Source organism: Streptomyces sp. NPDC001002 (assembly GCF_053599215.1).
The window spans coordinates 1-8,477 of sequence record NZ_JBSFLV010000246.1 but is presented as its reverse complement, the minus strand read 5'-3'; the positions used below and the strand labels follow the sequence as shown (position 1 = coordinate 8,477).

Sequence of the window (8,477 nt, the reverse complement as noted above, 5' to 3'; positions counted from 1 at the left end):
AGGAGAAGGCGTTGGCGTCCGCCAGGCCGGGGACGACCGTGAAGGTGGCGGCCTGCTTCTCCGCGGTGGTGCTGGAGGCGGTGACGACGGGCACGCAACGTGCAGGGCGACCGCACCATGGGCATCTTCGAGCGCCCCGCGCCGGCCTTCCTGGACGCCTTGGAGAAGGAGTTCGGCTTCGCCCCGCCGCGCGAGCACGGCTACGACGTCGTACGGGCCATCGGCGCGCTGCGCGACGGCGTGGCGAAGGTCTTCTTCGCGATGGGCGGCAACTTCGTCTCCGCCTCCCCCGACACGGACGTCACCGAGGCGGCCATGCGGCGCGCCCGGCTCACCGTGCACGTGTCGACGAAGCTCAACCGCTCGCACGCCGTCACGGGCGCGCGGGCGCTGATCCTGCCCACCCTCGGCCGCACCGAGCGCGATCTGCAGGGCGGCGGCGAACAGTTCGTGACCGTCGAGGACTCCATGGGCATGGTGCACGCCTCCCGGGGCCGGCTGGAGCCCGCGAGCACCCATCTGCTGTCCGAGCCGGCCATCGTGTGCCGGCTGGCCCGGCGCGTCCTGGGCGCGGAATCCCGCACTCCCTGGGAGGAGTTCGAGAAGGACTACGCGACGGTCCGCGACCGCATCGCCCGCGTGATCCCCGGCTTCACCGACTTCAACGCGCGCGTGGCCCACCCCGGCGGCTTCGCCCTCCCGCACGCCCCGCGCGACGAGCGCCGCTTCCCGACCGCCACCGGCAAGGCCAACTTCACCGCCGCGCCCGTCGAGTTCCCCCAACTGCCCGAGGGCAGGCTGCTGTTGCAGACCCTGCGCTCGCACGACCAGTACAACACCACGATCTACGGCCTGGACGACCGCTACCGGGGCATCAAGAACGGCCGCCGGGTGGTCCTCGTGAACCCCGAGGACGCCCGCAGGCTCGGCGTCGCCGACGGGTCGTACGTCGATCTGGTCGGCGAGTGGAAGGACGGCGTCGAGCGGCGCGCGCCGGGCTTCCGGGTCGTGCACTACCCCACGGCACGGGGGTGCGCGGCGGCGTACTACCCGGAGACCAACGTCCTGGTCCCGCTCGATGCCACCGCGGACACCAGCAACACCCCGGCCAGCAAGTCCGTCGTCGTCCGTCTGGAACAATCGACCACCGACTGAGCGTTTGCTCAGCCGACAGGTCCACCCGTCAGGCGTACGAGAACGGAGCCGGCCCCATGGGCGAGCAGCAGCACGTGAAGTTCCCGCAGGAAGTCATCGACGAGTACGCGGAGCTCGGCGTCGACCTGCCGGCTCTGTTCTCCGCGGGGCACCTGGGCAACCGGATGGGCGTGCAGATCCTGGAGGCCTCCGTCGACCGCGTGGTCGGGACCATGCCGGTGGAGGGCAACACCCAGCCGTACGGACTTCTGCACGGCGGCGCCTCCGCGGTGCTGGCCGAGACCCTCGGCTCGGTCGGGTCGATGCTGCACGGCGGCAGCTCCAAGATCGCGGTCGGCGTGGACCTGAACTGCACCCACCACCGCGGCGCCCGCTCCGGCCTGGTGACCGGCGTGGCCACGCCCGTGCACCGGGGGCGCTCGACGGCGACGTACGAGATCGTGATCAGTGACGAGGAGGACCGGCGGGTGTGCACCGCGCGGCTGACCTGTCTGCTGCGGGACGTGCGCCCCGGGGACGGGGAGCACGTGCGCGCCGCCGGCTGATCGCGGCCGTGGCGGCGGGCGTCTTTCCAGCTCCGGCGCCCTGACCTACCGTTTGTCCATGGGGCTGCGGTCATGAGCGGTATCGGGCCCGTGGAACCGGTCAACGGGCCCGAGGCGGACGAGAGTCACGACGTCATCGGTTCCGACGCGCCGCGCCTCACCGACCGGTTCACGAACCGTCGTCCCGCAGGAAGCCTCGCCGGGCACTGGGGCGCGCTGCCGCCCGGGACCCGCAGGGCCGTGCTCGCCGCGGGGGCAATCGCCTTGGCCGCGGCCGGAGTTGTGCTGCTGCCGACCGCCGGCGCCCCCGACCGGGCCGAGCCGCCCGAGCCGCTCCCGTACCCCGCCAACGTCACCGTCTGGGAGTACCTGGGACGCGTCGACACACCCGTCGCCCCGCCCACTCCCGACGCCCGTGCCACCAGCGGCCTCTTCCGGTTCGCCGTCTCCGTCGACCACGGACCCCCGGTCACCCTGCGGGTCGACGGCGCCGCCTTCCCCGGCCTCACCGCACATGTCGCGCCCGAGCGGAGCTTCACCGTGCACGCCGGAGCACCCCGGCGGATCGCCGTCGAAATATCCGTATCCGACTGTTCGGGACTGCCCCGGAACGCGGAGCTGCCTTTTCTTGACGTAACGCTGCGTAACACACGCGCAATACAACGCCACAGTTTCATCTTCGACGGCGGGTACGCCCGGGACCTTTCCGAGCTCCTCCACGGGGCCTGCGGACCGGCAACCTTGCGACCAGGCCCGCGGCCAACCGGAAGTGCGGGTTCTCAGAATGCGGACTGAGCGGAAAATCCGCCAAAACGGCTGAGAGCCCACTTTCGTAGGGCTCGCCCCGCATCACGGCATAACAAGAAAGTCACAAGCGAGCCCACGGCGATGCCGCCGCCTACAGACGGGCTTAGAGTCACGGCCAGTCACCGCTCCATCGGGAGTTCGGTACCAGAGGCATCTGCCGCCCTCACCTAGGCGGAGGTGCCTGCGGAAAGGACTGATTGTGCGACAGCGTTCCTTGGTGATACTTACCTCCGTTCTTGCGAGTGGAGCTCTGACCCTCACCGCCTGCGGCTCCCGAGACGACAGCGGTGACAAGAGCGACAGCGGCACCACGACCTACACCATCGGCGTGGACGCCCCGCTGTCCGGTGAGAACTCCACCACCGGCCTCGGCATCCAGTACGGCGTTCAGGTCGCCGTCGACGACGCCAACAAGAACAACTGGGTCCCGGGCGTCAAGTTCAAGGTCAAGGCCCTGGACGACAAGGCCCAGCCCGCCAGCGGCCAGCAGAACGCCACGGCCCTGGTCGGCGACAAGACGGTCATCGGCACCGTCGGCCCGCTGAACTCCGGCGTCGCCCAGTCGATGCAGCAGGTGTTCGCCTCCGCCAACATGGTCGAGATCTCCCCCTCGAACACCAACCCCGAGCTGACCCAGGGCAAGAACTGGCAGACGGACAAGAAGCGGCCGTACCCGACGTACTTCCGCACCGCCACCACCGACGAGCTGCAGGGCAGCTTCGCCGCCGACTACGCGTACAACGGCCTCAAGAAGAAGAAGGCCTTCGTCGTCGACGACAAGCAGACCTACGGCGCCGGCCTCGCCAAGATCTTCGGCGAGAAGTTCAAGGGCCTCGGCGGCACGGTCGTCCAGACCGACCACGTCAACACCGGTGACAAGGACTTCGGTTCGCTCGTCACCAAGATCAAGAACTCCGGCGCCGACCTGCTCTACTACGGCGGCCAGTACGACGAGTCCTCGCTGATCACCAAGCAGCTCAAGGACGCCGGCGTGAAGATCCCGCTGTTCGGCGGTGACGGCATGTTCGCCTCGACCTACATCGAGACCGCGGGCAAGGCCTCCGAGGGCGACCTCGCCACCTCCGTCGGCGTCCCGGTCGACACCCTGCCGGCCGCCAAGCAGTTCGTGGACACCTACAAGGCCAAGGGCTACAAGGGTGACTACGGCGCCTACGGCGGTTACTCCTACGACGCCGCCTCGGCGATCATCAAGGCGCTGAAGGCCGTCAAGGACGCGAACGGCGACAAGCTGCCCAGCGACATCAACGACATCCGCTCCAAGCTCATCCCCGAGGTCCAGAAGTCGGACTTCGAGGGCATCACCGGCAAGGTCTCCTTCGACCAGTACGGTGACACCGGCAACAAGCAGCTCACGGTCTACCAGGTCACGAACGGTGCGTGGAAGGCTGTCAAGACGGGCACCGCAGGCTGATCTGTCAGCCCCAGCACGTCGCACCAACGGGCCGCGCGGAAGGAGGATCCCGACCGCGCGGCCCGTTTCCACACCCAGACCTTGTACACGCCCCGTGCACAACACCACCGAATCTGTGCACACGACCCAGCGACATGGAGGCCATGCGGTGAACACCCTGCCGCAGCAGCTGGCCAACGGGCTGCTTCTAGGCTCGATGTACGGGCTGATCGCCATCGGCTACACGATGGTGTACGGCATCGTCCAGCTCATCAACTTCGCGCACGGCGAGATCTTCATGACCGGGGCCTTCGGCGCCCTCACGGTCTACCTCTACATCCTTCCCGACGGCACCAACCTGGCCGTCGCCGTCCCCCTGATGCTGATAGGCGGTGCGATCGTCGCCGTCCTCATCGCGGTCGGAGCGGAACGGTTCGCCTACCGACCACTGCGCGGAGCACCACGCCTGGCACCGCTCATCACCGCCATCGGTCTCTCCCTGGCCCTCCAGGAACTGGTCCGCAACTTCTACCCCGGTGCCGACCGCGCCCGCGCCTTCCCCGGCCTGGACGCCACGCACGACATCGGCTCCGTCACCATCAAGGACGCCGACATCTTCCTGGTCGTCGCCGCCATCGTCTGCATGTCGGGCCTCGCCTGGTTCGTGCGCAAGAGCCGGACCGGCCGCGCGATGCAGGCCACCGCGCAGGACCCGGACACCGCGCAGCTGATGGGCATCGACACCAACCGCATCATCGTCATCGCCTTCGCCATCGGCGGTCTCTTCGCCGCCGTCGCCGCGGTCGCCTACGGCCTCAAGTACGGCAGCATCGACTACCGCATGGGCTTCCTGATGGGCCTGAAGGCCTTCACCGCGGCCGTCCTCGGTGGCATCGGCAACATCTACGGCGCCATGCTCGGCGGTATCGTCCTCGGCGTCGCCGAGACCCTCGCCTCCGCCTACATCGACGGCATCCCCGGCATGGACAAGCTCGGCGGTCAGAGCTGGGCCAACGTCTGGGCCTTCGTTCTTCTCATCCTCGTGCTCCTGTTCAGGCCTCAGGGGCTGCTCGGTGAGCGCGTCGCGGACAGGGCGTGATCAGCGTGACCGAGACGACCAAGACCCCGTCCGCGGACACCGCCACGCGCGGCCTGATCCCGCTGCCGCTGTCCGCCGCCCGCGCGCTCCTGCTCGTCGGCGGCATCGCCACGGCGGCCTCCGCGTTCATGTCGTGGACCTGGACCTCCGAGTTCCCCGGCGACCTCACGGTCACGGGCTACCCGGGCGGCCTGCAGTGGCTCACCTTCATCGCCGGTGTCCTCACCGCCGTCTTCGCGCTCGCCTCCTACGGCATCCGCGGCCTCGGCTGGCTGATGCCGGCCCGCAACAACGCGCCCCTGGTGCTCCTGGCCCTCGGCGCGTTCGGCACCACCTGGTACACGGTCATCGCGATCGCCACCAAGCTCAACGGCCTCGCGAACCTGGAGCCCGGCGGCTGGGTGGCCGCCGTCGCCTCCCTGCTGCCCGTGCTCGGTGCCCTCGCCCTCCCGGAGCAGGTCGGCGAGACCACCAAGGAGACCCTCAAGGCGTACGTCGCCAAGCCCGACCGCATCCCGGCCGCCGCGCCCGTCTCCCCCTGGATCCAGCGGGTCGTGATCACGGTCGTCAGCATCATCGGGCTGGCCGTCTTCACCTACGGCATCGACACCGAGTACGGCGAGCTCTTCGTCGGCTACCTGATCGTGGTCGTCTTCGCCCTCTGGGCGATGCACACCGCCGGTCTGCTGGACCGGTTCTCCCACATCATCGCCGCGAACCGCAGCTTCGCCCTGGCCATGGGCTTCCTCGCGGCCATCGCCTTCCCGTTCACCCAGACCGACGACCACTACGCCAACATCGGCGTGAACATCCTGATCTTCGGGACGGTCGCCCTGGGCCTGAACATCGTCGTCGGCCTCGCCGGCCTCCTGGACCTCGGATACGTCGCCTTCCTCGGCGTCGGCGCCTACACCGCGGCCCTGGTCTCCGGTTCCGAGTTCTCCAAGTTCTCCGGCGTCCAGTTCCCCTTCTGGGCCGCCGCCCTCTCCGGCGCCGCCGCCTCGCTGATCTTCGGCGTGCTCATCGGCGCGCCGACCCTGCGGCTGCGCGGCGACTATCTCGCCATCGTCACCCTGGGCTTCGGAGAGATCTTCCGTATCGCCGTCAACAACATGGACGGCCAGTCGGGTCCGGACATCACCAACGGCCCCAACGGCATCCCGTCCATCCCGGACCTGTCGTTCTTCGGCTTCAACTTCGGCAACCCGCACGACGTCGCCGGCATCACCCTCGGCCGCTTCGCCAACTACTACCTGCTGATGGTCCTGATCATGGCCCTCGTGGTCCTGATCTACACGCGGGCCGCCGACTCCCGTATCGGCCGCTCCTGGATCGCCATCCGCGAGGACGAGACCGCCGCCACCGCCATGGGCATCAACGGCTTCCGGGTCAAGCTGATCGCCTTCGCGCTCGGCGCCTCGCTGGCCGGCCTCGCCGGTACGGTCAGCGCGCACGTGACGTACAGCGTGGTGCCGAACCCGTACCAGTTCGCCGGTTCCACCCCGCCCAACTCGGCCTTCCTCCTTGCCGCCGTCGTCCTCGGCGGCATGGGCACGGTCGCGGGTCCGCTGCTCGGCGCGGCGCTGCTCTACCTCCTCCCGGAGAAGCTCGTGTTCCTCCAGGACAAGTCGCTGCTCGCCTTCGGCATCGCGCTCATCCTCCTGATGCGCTTCCGCCCCGAGGGCATCATCGCCAACCGCCGCCGACAGCTCGAGTTCCACGAGACCGGCCAACTCGACGTACCAGACACCGAAACGCTCAGCGACGAGCCGGCCGTCACGAAGGCAGGGGCGTAGGAGCCATGACGACACCTGTACTCGAAGCCCGCGACGTCACCATGCGCTTCGGCGGCCTGACCGCCGTGCGTTCGGTCGACTTCACCGTCAACTCCGGTGAGATCGTGGGTCTGATCGGCCCGAACGGCGCCGGCAAGACAACGTTCTTCAACTGCCTGACCGGCCTGTACATCCCGACGGAGGGCACGGTCTCCTACAAGGGGACCGTCCTGCCGCCGAAGCCGCACCTGGTGACGAAGGCGGGCATCGCCCGTACCTTCCAGAACATCCGGCTGTTCGCCAACATGACCGTCCTGGAGAACGTCCTGGTCGGCCGGCACACCCGGACGAAGGAAGGCCTCTGGTCGGCGCTGCTGCGCGGTCCCGGCTTCAAGCGGGCCGAGCGCGCCAGCGAGGAACGGGCCATGGAACTCCTGGAGTTCATCGGTCTCGCCCACAAGCGCGACCACCTCGCCCGCAACCTGCCCTACGGCGAGCAGCGCAAGCTGGAGATCGCCCGGGCGCTGGCGTCCGAGCCCGGTCTGCTGCTCCTGGACGAGCCGACGGCCGGCATGAACCCGCAGGAGACGCGGGCGACGGAGGAGCTCGTCTTCGCCATCCGCGACAAGGGCGTCGCCGTGCTCGTCATCGAGCACGACATGCGCTTCATCTTCAACCTCTGCGACCGCGTCGCCGTCCTCGTCCAGGGCGAGAAGCTGGTCGAGGGCACCTCCGAGGTCGTCCAGGCCGACGAGCGGGTCATCGCGGCCTACCTGGGCGAGCCCTTCGAGGGCGACCCGGGTGCGGCCGAGGCCCCGGAGAGCGCCGCCGCGGAGGCCGGCGCCGTCGCGGACAGCACCCCCGGCACCACCAAGGGAGACCTCCAGTGACCACGCTGCTAGAGGTCGAGGACCTCCGTGTCGCCTACGGCAAGATCGAGGCCGTGAAGGGCATCTCCTTCAAGGTCGAGGCCGGCCAGGTCGTCACCCTGATCGGCACGAACGGCGCCGGCAAGACGACGACCCTGCGCACCCTCTCGGGGCTGCTGAAGCCCAGCGGCGGCAAGATCACGTTCGAGGGGCAGCCGCTCAACGGTGTCGCCGCGCACAAGATCGTCGCGCTGGGCCTGGCCCACTCCCCCGAGGGCCGGCACATCTTTCCGCGCCTGACCATCGAGGACAACCTCCGGCTCGGCGCCTTCCTCCGCAAGGACAAGGAGGGCATCGAGAAGGACATCCAGCGTGCCTACGACCTCTTCTCGATCCTCGGGGAGCGGCGCAAGCAGGCCGCGGGCACCCTCTCGGGCGGTGAGCAGCAGATGCTGGCGATGGGCCGCGCGCTCATGTCCCAGCCGAAGCTGCTGATGCTGGACGAGCCCTCCATGGGTCTGTCGCCGATCATGATGCAGAAGATCATGGCGACGATCGTCGAGCTGAAGTCCCAGGGCACGACGATCCTGCTGGTCGAGCAGAACGCCCAGGCCGCCCTGTCGCTGGCCGACCAGGGTCACGTCATGGAGGTCGGCAACATCGTCCTGTCCGGCACCGGCCAGGACCTGCTGCACGACGAGTCGGTACGCAAGGCGTACCTCGGCGAGGACTAGACCCACCTCGTACGACGACGCGGGCCCGCACCCTGTCAGGGGGTGCGGGCCCCCGGGCTGTGATTTTTTTAGGTAGGTCAAA

At 68.8% G+C, this 8,477-nt stretch carries 7 protein-coding genes and 1 pseudogene; all 8 read left to right on the top strand.

The features are described from left to right. Positions 1-96: 96 nt before the first annotated feature. Positions 97-1,155, top strand: a pseudogene (locus tag ACWDR3_RS46290) (molybdopterin dinucleotide binding domain-containing protein); the annotation flags it as partial. Positions 1,156-1,211: 56 nt separating this feature from the next. Beyond that, positions 1,212-1,700 (top strand): PaaI family thioesterase, encoded by a 489-nt coding sequence (locus ACWDR3_RS46285; protein WP_450358717.1) that lies wholly within the window; start codon positions 1,212-1,214, stop codon positions 1,698-1,700. 72 nt (positions 1,701-1,772) lie between these two features. Next, positions 1,773-2,495 carry a hypothetical protein gene (locus ACWDR3_RS46280; RefSeq protein WP_450358716.1) on the top strand — a complete coding sequence of 241 codons (723 nt, stop codon included), beginning with the start codon at positions 1,773-1,775 and terminating at the stop codon, positions 2,493-2,495. Positions 2,496-2,721: 226 nt separating this feature from the next. Beyond that, positions 2,722-3,939 carry a branched-chain amino acid ABC transporter substrate-binding protein gene (locus ACWDR3_RS46275; RefSeq protein WP_450358718.1) on the top strand — a complete coding sequence of 406 codons (1,218 nt, stop codon included), beginning with the start codon at positions 2,722-2,724 and terminating at the stop codon, positions 3,937-3,939. A gap of 148 nt (positions 3,940-4,087) precedes the next feature. Beyond that, a complete protein-coding gene (locus ACWDR3_RS46270; RefSeq protein ID WP_450358715.1) occupies positions 4,088-5,017 on the top strand; it encodes a branched-chain amino acid ABC transporter permease in 930 nt (309 codons plus the stop codon). A 5-nt stretch (positions 5,018-5,022) separates the two neighbouring features. After that, positions 5,023-6,813, top strand: a complete 1,791-nt coding sequence (locus tag ACWDR3_RS46265) for a branched-chain amino acid ABC transporter permease (RefSeq protein ID WP_450358714.1) — start codon at positions 5,023-5,025, stop codon at positions 6,811-6,813. A gap of 5 nt (positions 6,814-6,818) precedes the next feature. Beyond that, complete coding sequence (locus tag ACWDR3_RS46260) at positions 6,819-7,682, top strand: ABC transporter ATP-binding protein (RefSeq protein WP_450358713.1); 864 nt, start codon at positions 6,819-6,821, stop codon at positions 7,680-7,682. Beyond that, the gene (locus ACWDR3_RS46255) at positions 7,679-8,395 is read left to right on the top strand and encodes an ABC transporter ATP-binding protein (RefSeq protein WP_124004359.1); all 717 of its coding nucleotides are present in this window, start codon (positions 7,679-7,681) and stop codon (positions 8,393-8,395) included. The genes ACWDR3_RS46260 and ACWDR3_RS46255 overlap by 4 nt, the downstream gene beginning before the upstream one ends. Positions 8,396-8,477 lie beyond the last annotated feature (82 nt).